The organism is Rathayibacter caricis DSM 15933, from assembly GCF_003044275.1.
GTDB classification, from domain to species: domain Bacteria; phylum Actinomycetota; class Actinomycetes; order Actinomycetales; family Microbacteriaceae; genus Rathayibacter; species Rathayibacter caricis.
This window is the reverse complement of the sequence record NZ_PZPL01000001.1, coordinates 2,117,657-2,132,337: the sequence shown is the minus strand read 5'-3', so window position 1 is coordinate 2,132,337 and position 14,681 is coordinate 2,117,657. Positions and strand designations below refer to the sequence as shown.

Genomic DNA, 14,681 nt, shown 5'->3' with positions numbered 1-14,681 from the left:
AGTCCTGCCGCGGCGGCGGCTCCGCTCGAGGCGGTGGCGGCCCGAGGGCGGAGGATCGGCTGCGCGCCGTCGTGCGCGCCCGGGGCCGCGGGGAGTGCCGACGACCGCTGCCAGCCTACCCGCGGGCGTGGGGAGGGGTCCAGGACGGACGGCTCCCGGCCGTTATCCTGGGCGGATGCAGTCCGACCCCGCAGCGCCCGCCTCCGACCGGCCCGTGCCCACCGGCACCGAGTTCACCGGGGTCGGCGACGGAGGTCCCGGCAACCACTGGACCCTCACGTTCGCGTGCCCGGACCTGCCCGGCATCGTCCACGCCGTCTCGGGCGCGGTCGTGCACGCGCGCGGCAACATCACCGAGAGCCAGCAGTTCTCGAGCGCCGACACCGGCCGCTTCTTCATGCGCCTGCAGGTCGAGTCGCCGGTGACCCGCGAGGAGTTCGAACGGGCGCTCCAGCCCATCACCGAGCACTACGGGATGACCTGGCGGCTGGACGTCGTCGGGCGGCCCCTCCGGACCCTGGTGCTGGCCTCGACGGCGGCGCACTGCGTCAACGACCTGCTGTTCCGCCAGCGCGCCGGTCAGCTGGCCGTGGACGTGCCGCTGATCCTGTCGAACCACGGAGTGCTGCGCGATCTCGCGGAGTTCTACGGAGTGCCGTTCGAGTCGCGCCCGGTCGTGTCGCCGGAGTCGAAGCGGGAGTTCGAGGAGCGGGTCGTCGAGGTCGTCGAGCAGCACGACATCGAGCTCGTCGTGCTCGCGCGCTACATGCAGATCCTCTCCCCCGAGCTCTGCGCGCGCCTGGCCGGCCGCGCCATCAACATCCATCATTCGTTCCTGCCCGGCTTCAAGGGCGCGAACCCCTACAAGCAGGCGCACGCGCGCGGCGTGAAGCTGATCGGCGCGACCGCCCACTTCGTCACGAGCGACCTCGACGAGGGTCCGATCATCGAGCAGAACGTCGTGCGCGTCGACCACTCGCACTCCCCCGCGCAGCTCGTCGCGATCGGTCAGGACGAGGAGAGCCGCACCCTCACCCAGGCGGTCAAGTGGTTCGCGGAGGACCGCGTGCTGCTCGACGGGGCGCGCACGATCATCTTCAAGTAGCGGCGCCCGCGGCCCTCGATCGTCGACTGAGCGGCCACCTCGCGGCGAGGGCCAGGAGCGGCGCGGCGACGGCGAACGCGGCGATCTCGAGGTCGACGGCGGGAAGCGGCACGTCGGAGGCGACGAGCTCGACGAGCAGGGCGGAGTAGCTCGCCGCGATCCCGGCGCCGATCAGCACGAGAACGAGCCCGATCGCCGCGGCCGCGTCCCGCGCGGCACCGCGGACGCCCTTCGGCGGCAGCGCGCCCGACAGAGCCGGCGGGGCGAGCAGGGCCAGGACGCCGACGCCCGGGCCCATCCAGCCCGAGCGCTCGGCGGCGACGACGAGCACGACGAGCCCCGCCACGGAGGCGACCGCGAGCAGGCGGGCGGCTCCGGTGCGACCGGCGAGGGCCAGACCGGCGGCGACGGCGAGCGCCGAGGCGACGAGGACGGTGGGGTTCGAGAACGGACCGAGGTAGCCGGCGTACGCCGTGCTCGGGCTCCAGGTGACGGTGACCGCGTAGAGGAGTGCCAGCACCGCCGCGACGATCAGCGCCGTCGCGGTGGTACGGCGGCGGTCGTTCCTCCGCCAGGTGTGCTGGGCGATTCCGCCGATCACGAGTCCGATCGCCTCGCCGGTGTCCGGGCCGTCGCGGCCCGCGGCATCCGCGTCGTCGAGGAGCATCCCGAGGACGACCTCTTCGTGCTCGCGCCGCCAGTCCTCCGGATACCAGCGCAGGAGGCGTCGGTAACGGCGCTCTGCGCTCACGCGACGACCCCCTCCGGACGCTCGCGCAGCGCTGCGCTCCCCTGCTCGACCATGACCTGCAGTCGGGCGAGCTCGGTGGCGAGAGCCTTCCCACCCGCCTCGGTCAGCCGGAAGAACCGCCGCAGCCGTCCGTCCGACACCTCCTCGCCGTCGACCGCCACGAGGCCGTCTGCCGCGAGGCGCTCGAGGGCGGAGTAGAGCGTCGGCACCTTCAGCACCGCGTCTCCCGACGAGAGCTCGCGGGCCTCAGCCAGGATCGCGTAGCCGTGCCTCCTCCCCCGCGACAGCACGGTGAGGATCCAGAACGCCGTCGGCGGGAGCGGAGGTGTCATGATCACGAGAATACTCTCCGGTCGAGAGTATGGGAAGCCCGGGCGACGGCGGAGGCGTCACTCCCCCAGGGTGATGGCTCGGAGGGCCCGGACGTGCGAGTCGAACGCGGCGGCTCCGGGTCGGGTCAGCGACACCCACGTCACGCGCCGCGAGTCGCTCCGGGCGGAGGACGAACTCTTGAGACTGCTCGTGAAGCCGGCGTCGGCGAGGACCTTCAGATGCTTCGAGAGCGTCGCGTCGCTCACTCCGAGAGTGTCGCGCAGGACGCCGAAGTCGACTCCGTCGCCGGCCCGCAGCAGGCCGCAGATGCGCAGCCGGAGCGGCGCGTGGATGACCTCGTCGAACCGCGCGTCAGCGGACACGGCGCATCCGCTCGCGGGCCGAGGCGGTGAAGGCGGAGGTGGCGCCGACTCCGACCGCGAACGCCACCGCCGTCGGCAGGGCCACCCAGCCGTGCAGATCGAACGAGGCGAACCCGAGGGCGACGCTGTAGAGCGCGAGCACCAGGACGAGTGCCGCGCCGGTGAGCAGCCACGGCATCGCGCCGAGGTGTCCGAGCGCGACGCCGGTCGCGCGACGGTAGGCCCAGAGCAGCACGGCGCCGAGGGCGAGCGCGGGCAGGATCCCGCCGGGCAGGTCCTCGCCGGCGGCGGGGCGCACCACGAAGAGTGCGGCGACCAGGCCGAAGCCGACTGCGAGCCACCAGGGGGTGCGGACGCGGTCGGCCAGACGGGCACGGTCGGCGGACAGCTCGCGGAGGATGTCGTCGTTTTCCATAGTGGAAAGTCTTGCAGAGACTTTCCGAGCGGGCAAGAGACTCTCGGGCTCCGCCGGGGCGGGCCGGTTAGCATGGTCGGCGTGAATCCAGCGAGAGCGACCGCAGCGGACCGCGACCCCCGGATCGGCCCGAACGCCGTCGTGCGCTTCGTGCTCGAGCTGTTCGCGCTGATCACGTTCGGCCTCTGGGGCTTCAGCAGCTTCGACGTGCCGCTGAACGTCGTCGTCGGCATCGGCGCCCCCGTTCTCGCCGCTCTCGTCTGGGCCCTCTTCCTCTCGCCGCGCGCCGTCCTCGCGATCGACGTCTACGGCCGCTCCCTGATCGAGCTCCTCGTCTTCGGAGCCGCGGCGCTCGCCTGGCTCGATCTCGGGCAGCCGGTCGTCGCGATCGCGTTCGGCGTCGTCGCGATCGTCTCGGGCGTCATCGCCGGGCGCCGCTCGATCTCGTAGCAGCGCTACCGACGACGGACGATCTCCGGGCAGCGCCACCGACGACGAACGGCCGCCCCGCCGCTCCCGGAGGAGCGAGCAGGACGGCCGTCGTGTCGAGCGGGCGACTACTCCGCCGCGGTCTCCTCACGCAGCGCCACGGCGCGGCGCCGGACTCCGGTGATGACCGCTCCGGCGCCGATCAGCGCCAGCGCGGCGGCTCCGAGGAGCCCTCCCTGGAAGCCCGTCGAGGGCAGGTGACCCGGTCCGCCGGTGCCGGGCAGGCCCGGTCCGGAGGTCGGCGACGACGTCGGCGCGGGGCCGGCGGTCGGTCCGGCGGTCGGAGACGCGGTCGGCTCCGGTGCACCGGTCGGCGCGGGCGTCGCGGTCGGCTCCGCGGTCGGGGTCGCGGTCGGCTCGGCCGTGGGCGTCGCGGTCGGCTGCGGTCCGGGCGAGACGTCCTCAGTCACGTCGACGCTCACGAGCGTCGCGAGTCCCGAGTCCGCATAGGCGATGCGCCCGAGGTACTGCGCGGGGCCCGCCAGGTCCGACCATGAGACCGAGTACGACGTGGGCTCGCCGAGCACGGCGTCCACGGTCTCGGGCTCGGTCGTGAGCGAGCCGAGGCCGCCCTCCTCGGTGACGACGAAGCTGCGCAGGTCGAAGGCGACGGTGTCGTCGGATCCGACCGCGTAGATGTCGGCGGTCACCCGGTAGGTGCCTGCGTCCGGCGAGTCGAGGTCGACCCGCTCGTCGGCCGAGGCGGTGGCCGAGACGGCCTCGCCCACAGGCTCCCCGTCGGCGTCCAGCAGCTCGACGTACAGGTCCAGGTCGGACGTGTCGTCGATCGCGTCGAGGTCGAAGCGCGCGAAGGTCGCACCCTCGGGCACCTCGACGCTCGTCACGAACGTCTCCCCCGCGGGCAGGACGCCCGAGTGGCCGTCCTCGGCCGACTCGTCCTCGGCCAGCACTCCCCGGGCGAGCCCGCTCGGTGAGAGCGGCAGCGCGCCGTCGATGCCGGGCGTGATCGTGGCGGTCGTGGATCCGGTCGAACCGGAGCCGGAGACCTCGAAGGGCGCGTCGAGCAGCACCGGGCGCACGGCCACGGGGCTGCGCACCTCGTGCTCGGCGCTCGTCCAGGTGAGGTAGCCCGTCGCGAACTCGGCGAGCCCGGCGTCCTCGGTCGTGAAGGTGACCGTGTACTCGGCGCTCTCGCCCGCCGCCCCGAAAGTCAGGGTCTGGGGCGAGACGACGGCATCGATCCCGGGCACGTCGATCGAGGCGGTGTACACGCCGGGACCGGTCGCGGTGACCGTGCGCGTGACCGTCTGCGTGCCCGCGAGCGAGCCGATGGCGATCGAAGGCTGGTTCAGGTCGGACGGGTCGATGGCGTCGACCGCGAAGTCGGGGTCGAACACGTAGCCCGCGCCCTTGAGGAACGCGATCCAGTCGGTCGGGCCGCTCTCGTAGAGCAGTCCCGGGTCCAGGAAGGCGGTCGGGTCGACGTGTCCGGCGCCCTGCGCGAAGACGTCGGTGGAGGGGTTCCCCGCCTGGTCGACGCTGTCGTACGCGGTCGTCATCATGGCCGACTTCACGGCCGACGGGGAGGCGGTCGGAGAGACGCCGAGGATCAGCGCCGCGAGGCCCGCCACGTGCGGCGAGGACATCGAGGTCCCCGACTCGAACGCGAAGGCCGGGTCGTCGCCCTCCTCGTTGAAGGAGTCGGCGAGGATCGCGACTCCGGGAGCCGTGAGGTCGGGCTTGAGCACGTCGGTTCCGTCGGCCTCGGCCGGGCCGCGCGACGAGAAGCCGGCGACCTGCGGGACGGGGATCTCGGCGCCCGTGAGGTTGCCCTCGCTGAGCTCGACGGTCGCGCCGTCGGTGGAGGCGTACTCGGTGATCGCCTCGTAGGCCTGGGAGTCGATCTGGATGGTCGGGACCGAGTGGTCGTCGACGTGCAGCGCGTTGGGGGTCGGGTTCAGCAGCAGCATGCCGACGCCGCCGGCCCGCTCGACCTCGGCCGACTTGGAGACGCGCGCGGTGGTGCCCGCGGTGCAGGCCACGACGGCGCCCTTCACCTTGTCCGGGTCCAGCGTGCCGGGCGCGCAGATCTCGGGCATCTCGGTGCCCGAGCGCGCGACGTCGGCGCTGTTCACCAGCGGAGCCTCCAGGTCCTCGTGGACCGAGATGGAGCCGCCGACGAACGCCTGGCCGTCACCCAGGGTGGCGGTCGCCGTGTACGACGGGATCGAGGACGCGGCGACCGTGGTGTACCACGGCGAGGCGTGGTCGAGGGTCGAGGCGTCGGGGCCCGAGTTGCCCGCGGAGGCCGCCACGAAGACGCCCGCCGCCGCGGCGTTCAGGAACGCCTCGTCGTAGAGGGTCAGCGTGGAGGTCGCGGAGCCGCCGCCGATCGAGAAGTTGATCACGTCGACGCCGTCCGTCACGGCCGCCTCGATCGCACCGAGGATGCCGGGGCCGGAGCAGAAGTCGTCGTCGTCCGTGCCCTCGACGTCGCCGTTCCAGCAGACCTTGTAGGCCGCGACCTTCGCCGCCGGGGCGACACCCGAGATGGTGCCGTAGTCGTAGCCGTCGACGCTCGCCTCGACGTCGGCATTGCCGGCGGCGGTGCTCGCGGTGTGCGAGCCGTGCCCGTCGGCGTCGCGGGGCGAGAGGAACTCGGGGTTGTCGTCCGAGCCGACCTTCTCGGAGTCGCCGAGGAACCAGCGCGCGCCGATCAGCTTCTGGCTGCACTCGTCGCCGTCCCACTGCTGGGAGGAGTCGGAGCCGGTCTCGCACGCTCCGACGAACTCGCCGCCGTCGGACTTGCGGTAGGTGATGGTCTCGCCGTCCGTGTACGGCGCGGCTCCCGGCGACGTGGCCAGGGGCGGACCGTCGAACGAGGGGTTCTCGGGCGCGATGCCGGAGTCGATGACACCGACGACGATGCCCGCTCCCGCGGCGTCGACGCCGCCGACCGCGTTCCAGACGCCGCCCTCGCCCTCGAGGCCGAGGAAGTCGGTCGAGCGCTGCTGCCCGGTGTCGGGCACGGGAGTGCCGGCGCCCGGCTCCGCCGTGACCAGCGGAGCGGTCTGAGCGGCACCGCGGGCCCGGTCGAGGGTGAGGTCCTCGATCTCGCGCACCTGCGCGACGTCCTTGCGGTTCGCGAGCACGCTCGCCTGCGCGCCGGTGAGGGTGGCCGAGAAGCCGTTGAGGGCCACCGTGTAGTGGTAGCCGATCCGCGCGTCGACCGCGGCGGCGACGGCGTCCTGGCGCTTCTCCAGGTGCTCGGCGTAGTCCTCCACCGGAGCGGAGCGCGCCTGCAGCTGCGCGCCGGCGTCCGGTGCGGTGCGGGCGAAGCGGGCGTCGGTGCCCTCGTAGGTCGCGGCGGACGGCTCGACGAGGGTGACGACGTAGTCGCCGTCGTCGAAGCTCTGCAGCGACGAGAGGCCGCCGACGAGGGAGGCGCTCCCGATCACGGGGGCGGCGCTGGCGCCCGTGGCGGCGAAGGCGGCGGAGGCGGCGACACCGAGGACGGCGAGACCCGCGAGGATCCGCCTCTCCGCGCGTCGGACTCTCGGTGGGTGGAAGGGCTGGATCGGCAAACGAAGTCCTCTACTCGCAGTCGCTGGGAACCGGATCGGTTCCCGCATAGAAACGACCCTACGAACTCGATTGCCGGGCTCTGTTACGAACAGGTAACGAAGTACCTGAAAGGGTGACGCCTCCCGTTGGCACTCTCCGGGGTCGAGTGCTATATTCGAGGCAGTTGAGTCGAGTCGGCTCAACTTGAGACTCATCCGTTGCCAGACCGAATGGAGTGATTCCCATGGCCGTCACCTACGACCCCGTCCGCGAGCTCGACCGCTTCGCCTCCGCCCTCTTCGGCTCGGGCCAGGGCCCCCGCCGCATGCCGATCGACCTGTACCGCGACGGTGACCACTACGTGCTCACCGCCGACCTGCCGGGCATCGACCCCGGCTCCGTCGATGTGGACGTCGACGGGCAGCTGCTCACGATCCGCGCCCAGCGCACCGTCGCGAGCGGGGACGGAGTCACCTGGATCACCCGGGAGCGCCAGTCGGCCACCTTCGTGCGCCAGCTGAGCCTGGGCCAGGGCGTCGACACCGAGCGCATCTCGGCGTCGTACGACAACGGCGTGCTGTCGGTCACGATCCCCGTGTCCGAGAAGGCGCGCTCCCGCAAGATCGAGGTCGTCTCGACCTCGCACCCCGAGCAGGTGCAGCTGAGCGAGGCGCACTCGGAGTAGCTCGGACCCTCCGGCGGGGCGGCGCGCGCGAGCGGCCGCCCCGCCGTCGCGTGCGGCCACACCGCCGTACGCTGGCAGCATGCGCGCCACGACTCCCGACGCCGCCGTCGGACTCCTGCTCCCCCGCGACCTCCCCGCCTCGCAGGTCCTCCCCTACGCCCGCCGCGCCGAGGCCGCGGGCTTCGACGAGCTCTGGGTCGTCGAGGACCTCGGCTTCCGCGGCGGCATCGCCCAGGCCGCGGCCGTCCTCGCCGCGACCGAGCGGATCGTCGTGGGCATCGGCATCCTGCCCGCCGCCGCCCGCGCCGCCGCGTTCACCGCCATGGAGCTGGGCACGCTTGCCGAGCTGTTCCCCGGCCGCGTGCACGCCGGCATCGGTCACGGCATGCCGCACTGGATGCGCGGCCTGCGCATCTGGCCGGCCAGCCCCCTCACGCTCCTCGAGGAGCAGTTCGACGCCGTCCGCTCCCTGCTCTCGGGCGAGGAGACGACGCGCGACGGCCGCTACGTCGCGGTCGACTCGCTCCGCCTCGAGACCCCGCCGACGGTGCTCCCGCCGCTGCTCGCCGGCGTCCGCGGACCCCGCTCGCTCGAGCTGGCCGGCCGCATCGCCGACGGCGTCGTGCTCGCCGAGCCGGTGACTCCGGAGTACCTCGCCACCGCGCGCGGGCACCTCGGCACGGCCGGCCGCGTGGTCGCCTACAACGTGGCCGCGGTCGACGACGACGCCTCGGCGGCGCGCGACCTCGTCCGCCCCGGCCTCGAGTGGATCGGCGAGCCGGACTGGGCGCCGCACATCGACCCGCTGCCCTTCGCGGCCGAGTTCCGCGCCCTGCGCGAGCGGAGCGCCGATCGCGCCGCCTTCGTCCGCGACCTGCCCGACGAGTGGGTCGACCAGCTGGCGGTCGTCGGCACCCCCTCGGCTGCCCGTGCACGGATCGCGCAGCTCCACGACGCCGGCGCCGCGAGCGTCGTGCTCATGCCCTCGGGGCCGGACGCGATGGCGGCTCTGGATCGGCTCGCCCGCGTGCTCTGAGCACCTCCGGACCCCGGGAACGCGGTCGGCCCGCGGGATCCGAGGATCCTGCGGGCCGAAGCGTGCTCTGCGAGCCGGAGGCGGGCTACGCCGACATGCGCGCCTTGAGGTTCTCGTCGAGCGTCGCGAGGAACTCCTCCGTCGTCTGCCAGCCCTGGTCGGGGCCGACGAGCAGCGCGAGGTCCTTCGTCATCTTGCCGGACTCGACCGTCTTGATGACGACGTCCTCGAGCGCGAGCGAGAAGTCGATGAGCTCCTGGTTGCCGTCGAGCTTGCCGCGGTGCGCGAGGCCGCGCGTCCAGGCGTAGATCGAGGCGATCGGGTTCGTCGAGGTGGGCTTGCCCGCCTGGTGCTGGCGGTAGTGGCGCGTGACCGTGCCGTGCGCCGCCTCGGCCTCGACGACGGAGCCGTCGGGCGTCGAGAGGACCGAGGTCATGAGGCCGAGCGAGCCGAAGCCCTGCGCCACGGTGTCGGACTGCACGTCGCCGTCGTAGTTCTTGCAGGCCCAGACGTAGCCGCCTTCCCACTTCATGGCCGAGGCGACCATATCGTCGATGAGGCGGTGCTCGTAGGTCAGACCGGCGGCGTCGAAGCGCTCCTTGAACTCGGTCTGGAAGATCTCCTCGAAGATGTCCTTGAAGCGGCCGTCGTAGGCCTTCAGGATCGTGTTCTTCGTCGAGAGGTAGACCGGGTAGTTGCGGGTCAGCCCGTAGTTGAGCGACGAGCGCGCGAAGTCGCGGATCGACGCGTCCTGGTTGTACTGGACCTGCGCGATGCCGTCGTCGGGCGCCTTGTAGACCTCGAACTTCATCGGCTCGGAGCCGTCCTCGGGGGTGAACTCGACGGTGAGCGTGCCCTTCCCCTTGAAGACGAAGTCCGTGGCGCGGTACTGGTCGCCGAAGGCGTGGCGGCCGATGATGATCGGCTTGTTCCAGCCCGGCACGAGGCGCGGGATGTTCGAGATGATGATCGGCTCGCGGAAGATCACGCCGCCGAGGATGTTGCGGATCGTGCCGTTGGGCGACTTCCACATCTTCTTCAGGCCGAACTCCTCGACCCGCGCCTCGTCGGGCGTGATGGTCGCGCACTTGACGCCCACGCCGTGCTTCTGGATGGCGTGCGCCGCGTCGATCGTGACCTGGTCGTCGGTCGCGTCGCGGTGCTCCATGCCGAGGTCGTAGTACTCGAGGTTCACGTCGAGGTACGGGTGGATGAGGGTGTCCTTGATCTTCTGCCAGATGATCCGCGTCATCTCGTCGCCGTCGAGCTCGACGACGGTTCCCTCAACCTTGATCTTGGACATTGCTCTCCCATGGTCTCGTGAAGCGCCCCGCCTCTGCGCGGGACGGGCGGCTCTCGGCCGCGTCACACGGCCTCAGCCAGCTTACCCGAGGGGCCAACTGTCTCGACGTCGAGAGAGTTCCGGGGAGCGGCCGGGTCGCCGGACGACACCTCGTCCGCCCGGAGGATGCCGCCCGCCGACCGGCCCGCTAGATTGACCGCATGAGTGCACTGCGTCTGGAAGAGCTGTCGGCCTCGAACATCTCCGCCGTCAACGGCCTGAGCCTCAAACCCGGCCAGGAGCAGTTCGTTGCGCCCGTCTCCTACTCCGCCGCCGCGGCCGTGATCGATCCCGGAGCCGCCTGGCAGCGCGCGATCCTCGACGGCGACGAGCTCGTCGGATTCCTCCACGCGCACTTCGACGAGAACGCCGCGGAGGAGTTCCGCAGCTGCATCTGGCGCATCAACATCGACGCGGCGAAGCAGGGCCGCGGAGTCGGCACCTTCGCCGTCCGCGCCGCCGCCGACGAGGCGCGCAGCCGGGGCTTCGACACCCTCACCGTGATCTGGGAGTCCGGCGAGGACGGTCCCGACCAGTTCTTCCGCTGGGTCGGCTTCGAGGTCGTCGGCGAGACCCCGTACGGCGAGAACATCGGGGCTCTGAAGCTCTGACCCCTCGGGATCCTCGCGACGGATCGTCCGACCGGATCGACCCAGGAGCCGGAGGCGCACCCGACTTCGTCACGGCCGTGCTGGCCGTCGTCGACTCGATCCCTCGCGGGCACGTGATGGCCTACGGAGACGTCGCCGCGGTCCTCGGGACCCGTGCCGCCCGTGCGGTCGGCACCGTGATGGCCCGCTACGGCTCCGACACCGCGTGGTGGCGCGTCGTCCGCTCCGGCGGCGCCCCTCCGATCGGCTACGAGGACCGCGCCCGGGCGGAGTACGAGCGGGAGGGCACCCCGCTGGTCGAGACGCCGAGCGGCTACCGCGTCGACGTGCGGATCGCTCGCTGGAGCGGTCCGCCCGCCGACGCCTGGACCCATGAGCCCGCCGGCGCCTAGACCAGCGAGTCCCGCCAGGCGGCGTGCAGCACGGCGAACCGGCCCTCCCCGGCGATCAGGTCGGCCGGAGTCCCGTCCTCGACGATGCGCCCGTGCTCCATCACCAGCACCCGGTCGGCGATCGCGACCGTCGACAGCCGGTGCGCGATGATCACCGCGGTCCGATCGGCGAGCAGGGTCTGCAGACCCTGCTGCACGAGCCGCTCGCTCGGGATGTCGAGCGAGGACGTCGCCTCGTCGAGGATGAGCACCGCCGGGTCCGCGAGGAACGCGCGCGCGAACGAGATCAGCTGGCGCTGCCCGGCCGAGACGCGCCCGCCGCGCTTGTTGACGTCGGTGTCGTAGCCGTCCGGCAGCGACACGATGAACTCGTGCGCCCCGACCGCCTTCGCAGCGCCCACGATCTCGTCGTAGGTGGCCGAGGGCCGGCCGATCGCGATGTTGTCGGAGACGGACCCCGAGAAGAGGTACGCCTCCTGTGTCACCATCACGATCGCGCGGCGGAGGTCCTTCGGATGCAGCTGCCGCAGATCGACGCCGTCGAGGGTCACCACTCCGTCGGTCGGGTCGTAGAAGCGCGAGAGCAGCTTCGCCAGGGTCGACTTGCCCGCGCCGGTCGATCCGACCAGGGCGATCGTCTGCCCGGCGGGGATGTCGAGGTCGAAGCGCGGCAGGATCTCGCGATCGGCCGTGTACGCGAAGCGGACGCCCTCGAACCCGATGCGCCCCCGCGCCTCGTAGAGGTCGACCGGGCGCGCGGGATCCGGCACGCTCGGCTCCTCCGCCAGCACGCCCGAGATCTTCTCGAGGGCCGCGGCGGCCGACTGGTAGGAGTTGTAGAACATCGCCATCTCCTCCATCGGATCGAAGAACCGGCGCGTGTAGAGCAGGACCGCGAGCAGGGCCCCGATCTCGAGTCCGCCGTCGAGCACGCGGATGCCGCCCAGCAGCAGGACGACCGCGACCGTGACGTTGCCGATCAGCACGAGGCCGGGATCGAAGGTCCCGAAGAGGGCGAACACGCGCTTGTAGGTGACGCGGTAGCGCTCGACGAGCTCGCCGAACACCGACTCGTTGCGCGGCTCGGTGCGGAAGGCCTGCACGGCGCGGATGCCGGTCATCGTCTCGACGAACTGCACGATCAGCCGCGACGACGCGACGCGGGTGCCGCGGAACAGCGCCTGCGACCGCTTCTGGAACCAGCGGGTCAGGATCGCCAGCGGGACGAGTGCGCAGGCGAGCACGAGACCGCTCGGCGGGTCGAGCGAGACGAGCGCGATCGCCACGAAGCCCATGTAGAGCGCGCCCTGGACGAGCTGGTTGATGCCCGAGTCGAGCAGCTCGCGGATCGAGTCGAGGTCGCTCGTCTGCCGCGAGATGATGCGGCCCGAGGTGTAGTTCTCGTGGAACTCGAGGCTGAGCCTCTGCGTGTGCAGGAACACGCGCTTGCGGAGGTCCAGGAGGATCGCCTGGCTCACCCGCGCCGACAGCACCGTGTACCAGGCGACCAGGAGGGCGCCGGTGAGGCCGGTGAGGATGTACGCGCCGACGGCGAGCAGCAGCGGAGTCGCATCGCCGTCGAGCACCGCGGGCAGTCCGTTGTCGATGCCGGCTGCGATCAGCGCCGGTCCGGCGACCTGCGCCGCGGCGGAGACCACGACCACCACCGCCGTCAGGATCAGTCGCACCCGCAGCGGCCGCAGCAGCGACCCGAGGAGTCGCAGGGAGCGGCGGCGCATCGCCGCGGACTCCGCGCGCGTGAGGTCGTCGCGCTCCTCGAGGGAGCCGAGCGTGCTCATGAGGTGCTCTCCTGATCGATCGGGGCGGGCCGGGAGCCGACGCGCTCGGCGCCGGGGGCCCTGGACTGCTCGTCCTCCTCGAGGCTCGAGACGACGAAGCGGTAGTGGGGGCTCGTCGCCAGCAGCTCGCTGTGGGTGCCGACGGCGGTGACGCGCCCCTCCTCGAGGAGCGCGACGCGGTCGGCGAGCGCGACCGTGGACGGACGGTGGGCGACGATCAGGGCGGTCGTGTCGCCGAGGACGCGGCGCAGGCCCGCCTCGACCCGGGCCTCGGTGTCGACGTCGAGCGCCGACAGCGGGTCGTCGAGCACCAGCACCGACGGCCGCGCGGCGATCGCCCGGGCGAGGGCCAGCCTCTGCCGCTGCCCGCCCGAGAGGCTCATCCCCTCCTCGCCGACCGTGGTGTCGAGGCCGTCGGGGAGGGAGTGCACGAAGTCGGCCTGGGCGATCTCGAGCGCCTCGAGCAGCTCCTCCTCGCTCGCCTCGGGACGCCCGAGGAGCACGTTCTCGCGGACGGACGTCGAGAAGAGCGTGGCGTCCTCGAAGGCCATGCCCACCTGCGAGCGGAGCTCCTCGCGGCGCAAGCGGCGCACGTCCACTCCGTCGATCTCGATCGAGCCGGCGGTCACGTCGTAGAGGCGGGGAAGGAGCGCGGTCAGCGTCGTCTTGCCCGACCCCGTCACTCCGACCAGGGCCATCGTCTCGCCCGGCTCGACCTCGAGGTCGACGCCGTCGAGCAGGTCGGCGGTGCTGGCGGGTGCGTCCTGGTAGCGGAAGTGGACGTCGCGGAACACGACCCGGCCGCGCGGCCGGGCGATCGTCTCGGGCGCCTCCGGGTCGGTGATCGTGTTGCGGCTGTCCATCACCTCGAAGTAGCGGTCGACGGCGGTGCGCGTGTCGAAGGTCATCGACAGGAGGAACCCGATCGACTCCACCGGCCAGCGCAGCACCGTGGCGGTGGCGAAGAAGGCGAACAGCTCGCCGACGCTCAGCTGACCGTCGGCGGCGAGGAACACTCCGCCGAGCAGGCACAGCGCGAACGCCACATCGGGCACGAGCAGGAGGATCAGCCAGATCCCCGCGATGGCCTTGGCCTTGGCGATCTCGGTGCCGCGCAGCAGCTCCGCCTGATCGGCGAAGCCCTCGAGGGCGTGCTTGCCGCGGCCGAACGCCTTCAGCACGCGGATGCCGTGCACCGACTGCTCGACGGTGGTCGCCAGATCGCCGGCCTGGTCCTGGCTGCGACGGGCGATGCTCGAGTAGCGCTTCTCGAAGAGGAAGCCGTAGATCCAGACGGGGATCGAGCAGACGATGAAGAGGACGCCGAGGATCGGGTTCCAGTACACGAGCACGCCGAAGCCGACGAGGATCGTCAGGGCGTTCACGACCAGCAGCACGAAGCCGAAGGCGATCCAGCGGCGGATGAGGCTGAGGTCGCTCACGGCACGGGACAGCAGCTGCCCGCTCTGCCAGCGGTCGTGGAACGAGACGGGCAGGTCCTGCAGGCGCTGGTAGAGCGCGGTGCGCATCCGGGCCTCGACCCGCGTGCTCGGGGTCAGCACCATCCGGCGGCGCAGGGCGATCGCGACCGCCTCGAGCACGCCGAGTCCGAGGACCAGCAGCACGGGTCCGATCAGCGGACCGAGATCACCGGAACTCGCTCCCTCGGTGAGCGGCCCGTCGACGAGTCGCTGGAGGACGATCGGGATCGCCAGCGAGACGAGGCTGGCCACCAGGGCGACCACGATGCCGAGGCTCAGGCGCGGCAGGGTGTCGCCGACGAACGGCAGCAGGCGCAGCAGCACTGTCAGCGTGCGGGGGCGCTGGACTGTCGGG

14 protein-coding genes are annotated in these 14,681 nt (G+C 71.9%); 6 read left to right on the top strand and 8 right to left on the bottom strand.

The features are described 5' to 3' along the window. Positions 1–175 precede the first annotated feature (175 nt). A complete protein-coding gene (purU, locus tag C1I63_RS09890) occupies positions 176–1,105 on the top strand; it encodes a formyltetrahydrofolate deformylase (RefSeq protein ID WP_082480998.1) in 930 nt (309 codons plus the stop codon). Here the strand turns inward: purU and C1I63_RS09885 are convergent. Genes C1I63_RS09885 through C1I63_RS20130 form a run of 4 tightly spaced genes read right to left on the bottom strand, consistent with a single transcriptional unit; the run spans position 1,098 to position 2,966 of the window. Beyond that, positions 1,098–1,856 (bottom strand): hypothetical protein, encoded by a 759-nt coding sequence (locus C1I63_RS09885; protein ID WP_107574660.1) that lies wholly within the window; start codon positions 1,854–1,856, stop codon positions 1,098–1,100. The two genes, purU and C1I63_RS09885, sit on opposite strands and share 8 nt — an antisense overlap. Beyond that, positions 1,853–2,188 (bottom strand): PadR family transcriptional regulator, encoded by a 336-nt coding sequence (locus tag C1I63_RS09880; protein WP_107575813.1) that lies wholly within the window; start codon positions 2,186–2,188, stop codon positions 1,853–1,855. The genes C1I63_RS09885 and C1I63_RS09880 overlap by 4 nt, the downstream gene beginning before the upstream one ends. A gap of 57 nt (positions 2,189–2,245) precedes the next feature. After that, entirely contained in the window at positions 2,246–2,551 is a 306-nt protein-coding gene (locus tag C1I63_RS20135) for a transcriptional regulator (RefSeq protein ID WP_055787560.1), read from the bottom strand. Continuing rightward, positions 2,541–2,966, bottom strand: a complete 426-nt coding sequence (locus C1I63_RS20130) for a hypothetical protein (RefSeq protein WP_107574659.1) — start codon at positions 2,964–2,966, stop codon at positions 2,541–2,543. Before C1I63_RS20130 ends, C1I63_RS20135 begins: the two co-directional genes overlap by 11 nt. Before the next feature lie 81 nt (positions 2,967–3,047). Here C1I63_RS20130 and C1I63_RS09865 point away from each other — a divergent pair, with 81 nt between their 5' ends. Continuing rightward, on the top strand, positions 3,048–3,416 hold the full coding sequence (locus tag C1I63_RS09865) for a YrdB family protein (protein ID WP_244907019.1): 369 nt from the start codon (positions 3,048–3,050) through the stop codon (positions 3,414–3,416). A 107-nt stretch (positions 3,417–3,523) separates the two neighbouring features. On the opposite strand, the gene C1I63_RS09860 is transcribed toward C1I63_RS09865, so the two are convergent. Continuing rightward, positions 3,524–7,000, bottom strand: coding sequence for a S8 family serine peptidase (locus C1I63_RS09860; RefSeq protein WP_146168429.1), 3,477 nt, complete (start codon positions 6,998–7,000; stop codon positions 3,524–3,526). Positions 7,001–7,224: 224 nt separating this feature from the next. On the opposite strand from C1I63_RS09860, the gene C1I63_RS09855 reads away from it, so the two are divergent. Then, positions 7,225–7,665, top strand: coding sequence for an Hsp20/alpha crystallin family protein (locus tag C1I63_RS09855; protein ID WP_056866559.1), 441 nt, complete (start codon positions 7,225–7,227; stop codon positions 7,663–7,665). Between the two features lie 79 nt (positions 7,666–7,744). Then, entirely contained in the window at positions 7,745–8,701 is a 957-nt protein-coding gene (locus C1I63_RS09850; protein ID WP_107574656.1) for an LLM class flavin-dependent oxidoreductase, read from the top strand. 85 nt (positions 8,702–8,786) lie between these two features. On the opposite strand, the gene C1I63_RS09845 is transcribed toward C1I63_RS09850, so the two are convergent. Beyond that, positions 8,787–10,004: an NADP-dependent isocitrate dehydrogenase gene (locus C1I63_RS09845; RefSeq protein WP_055787536.1), complete on the bottom strand. Its 1,218-nt coding sequence runs from the start codon at positions 10,002–10,004 to the stop codon at positions 8,787–8,789. Positions 10,005–10,204: 200 nt separating this feature from the next. Between C1I63_RS09845 and C1I63_RS09840 the strand changes: the two genes are divergently transcribed. Further along, a complete protein-coding gene (locus C1I63_RS09840; RefSeq protein WP_055787533.1) occupies positions 10,205–10,654 on the top strand; it encodes a GNAT family N-acetyltransferase in 450 nt (149 codons plus the stop codon). A 77-nt stretch (positions 10,655–10,731) separates the two neighbouring features. Further along, a complete protein-coding gene (locus C1I63_RS09835) occupies positions 10,732–11,046 on the top strand; it encodes an MGMT family protein (protein WP_244907018.1) in 315 nt (104 codons plus the stop codon). Here the strand turns inward: C1I63_RS09835 and C1I63_RS09830 are convergent. Continuing rightward, positions 11,043–12,845: an ABC transporter ATP-binding protein gene (locus tag C1I63_RS09830; RefSeq protein ID WP_107574654.1), complete on the bottom strand. Its 1,803-nt coding sequence runs from the start codon at positions 12,843–12,845 to the stop codon at positions 11,043–11,045. The two genes, C1I63_RS09835 and C1I63_RS09830, sit on opposite strands and share 4 nt — an antisense overlap. Further along, entirely contained in the window at positions 12,842–14,656 is a 1,815-nt protein-coding gene (locus tag C1I63_RS09825; protein ID WP_244907189.1) for an ABC transporter ATP-binding protein, read from the bottom strand. The genes C1I63_RS09830 and C1I63_RS09825 overlap by 4 nt, the downstream gene beginning before the upstream one ends. Positions 14,657–14,681: the final 25 nt, after the last annotated feature.

Coding starts and splice junctions, on each gene's coding strand:
- C1I63_RS09855 (WP_056866559.1), top strand. CDS start 7,225: ATGGCCGTCACCTACGACCCCGTCCGCGAGCTCGACCGCTTCGCCTCC.
- C1I63_RS20130 (WP_107574659.1), bottom strand. CDS start 2,966: ATGGAAAACGACGACATCCTCCGCGAGCTGTCCGCCGACCGTGCCCGT.
- purU (WP_082480998.1), top strand. CDS start 176: ATGCAGTCCGACCCCGCAGCGCCCGCCTCCGACCGGCCCGTGCCCACC.
- C1I63_RS09845 (WP_055787536.1), bottom strand. CDS start 10,004: ATGTCCAAGATCAAGGTTGAGGGAACCGTCGTCGAGCTCGACGGCGAC.
- C1I63_RS09880 (WP_107575813.1), bottom strand. CDS start 2,188: ATGACACCTCCGCTCCCGCCGACGGCGTTCTGGATCCTCACCGTGCTG.
- C1I63_RS09830 (WP_107574654.1), bottom strand. CDS start 12,845: ATGAGCACGCTCGGCTCCCTCGAGGAGCGCGACGACCTCACGCGCGCG.
- C1I63_RS09840 (WP_055787533.1), top strand. CDS start 10,205: ATGAGTGCACTGCGTCTGGAAGAGCTGTCGGCCTCGAACATCTCCGCC.
- C1I63_RS09850 (WP_107574656.1), top strand. CDS start 7,745: ATGCGCGCCACGACTCCCGACGCCGCCGTCGGACTCCTGCTCCCCCGC.